We start from the raw sequence: 1179 nt of genomic DNA on the forward strand, positions 1-1179 counted from the left end.
TGTGGAGGATGAGCATGGCGTGACGTTCGAGACTAGCCCCTTACATGCACGGCTTATCGTTACTCAGACGCTCCAGTGTACCCTTCTTCCCTTGCATGCGCGACTTATCGTTTCCCGGGCGCTCCAGTGCCCCTTGCAAGCTCGTCTTGTCGCTGCCGCTCGGACTAGTTACTCGCACTCGGCAGTAATTATCGCGTATCAGTCGTCTTCGTCCAGCGCTGCGAGCGGTCTGTACAGGGACTGCCATCGAACCGGCACGCGATCTCGCTGCTCGCAATAGACGGCGGTCAGATAGTCGGAGAGTTGCTCAAGCCTGTCGGCGACCAACACCTCCCGTATGTGTGCGGGTCGGTGTGGCTGATCGTCGCGGTCCGCCTCTCCGAACAAGGGCAACGAGAGGAACATCGCCGGACTTTTGCGATACCGGCAGCGATGCGGATACCTGGGCGCACTGCCCGAGTCGTAGCGGGACAGCTTGATCCGCTCGGCATGCTCGAGCAACAATGACGCCGCATCCATCTCCAGTATGGCCAGTCGCTGACCCGGTTCCCGCCTCGCATAGCTGGCCAGCATATACACTGCATCCTTCCATGTAGGCCAGAAAAACACATGTCGGTCCAGGAAGGCATGGAACTCGGCACGCGTGACGCCTTCCGCCATCATCGCCTCGGGAATCCGAAGATGGGCGTTAAGCGTCGCAACCTGAGCATTCTTCCTTACGGTTACAGCTTCACTCCGGCCGATACCCGCTAACTGCGGCGCCAGTTGCAGACTGGAGGACAGTTGATTCGTCTCCGCCAGCATCGGCAGATTGTCAATCCTGGTCACATGATACAGATGCTTGCGGCGGCTGCTTCGTGTCAGTTCTGCGATGATAGTGGATAGCGGCTTCATCTGGGGCTCCCTTCGTTTTCGTATCGTGTAACTGGCTAATGTTTGGCAAACCGGTGCTTTTTCTCATGTATAGCTTTGCCCCAATATTAATCCACGTAATCCTGGGCAACCCTCGCACGAAACCGGACGATTACGATGCCAACTTAAAAAGCGTCACTCAACATGCTCTGAGTGACGCTCATGCAGTAATAACGGGACGATTACACAAATCCCAAAAAATGTGCCAATGTGATCGCACATCTCCGAGCCGCACCGGCGGATTCGTGCGATACTTGTGCGATTTAT

The 1179-nt window shown here is 56.1% G+C and carries 1 protein-coding gene; it reads right to left on the reverse strand.

Annotated features, from left to right (window positions below):
* Window positions 1-198 precede the first annotated feature (198 nt).
* Window positions 199-894 carry a DUF7002 family protein gene (locus PA598K_RS21555; RefSeq protein ID WP_128658941.1) on the reverse strand — a complete coding sequence of 232 codons (696 nt, stop codon included), beginning with the start codon at window positions 892-894 and terminating at the stop codon, window positions 199-201.
* Between the last annotated feature and the right edge of the window lie 285 nt (window positions 895-1179).

It is taken from the genome of Paenibacillus sp. 598K, assembly GCF_003851045.1.
Classification (GTDB): Bacteria; Bacillota; Bacilli; order Paenibacillales; family Paenibacillaceae; genus Paenibacillus_D.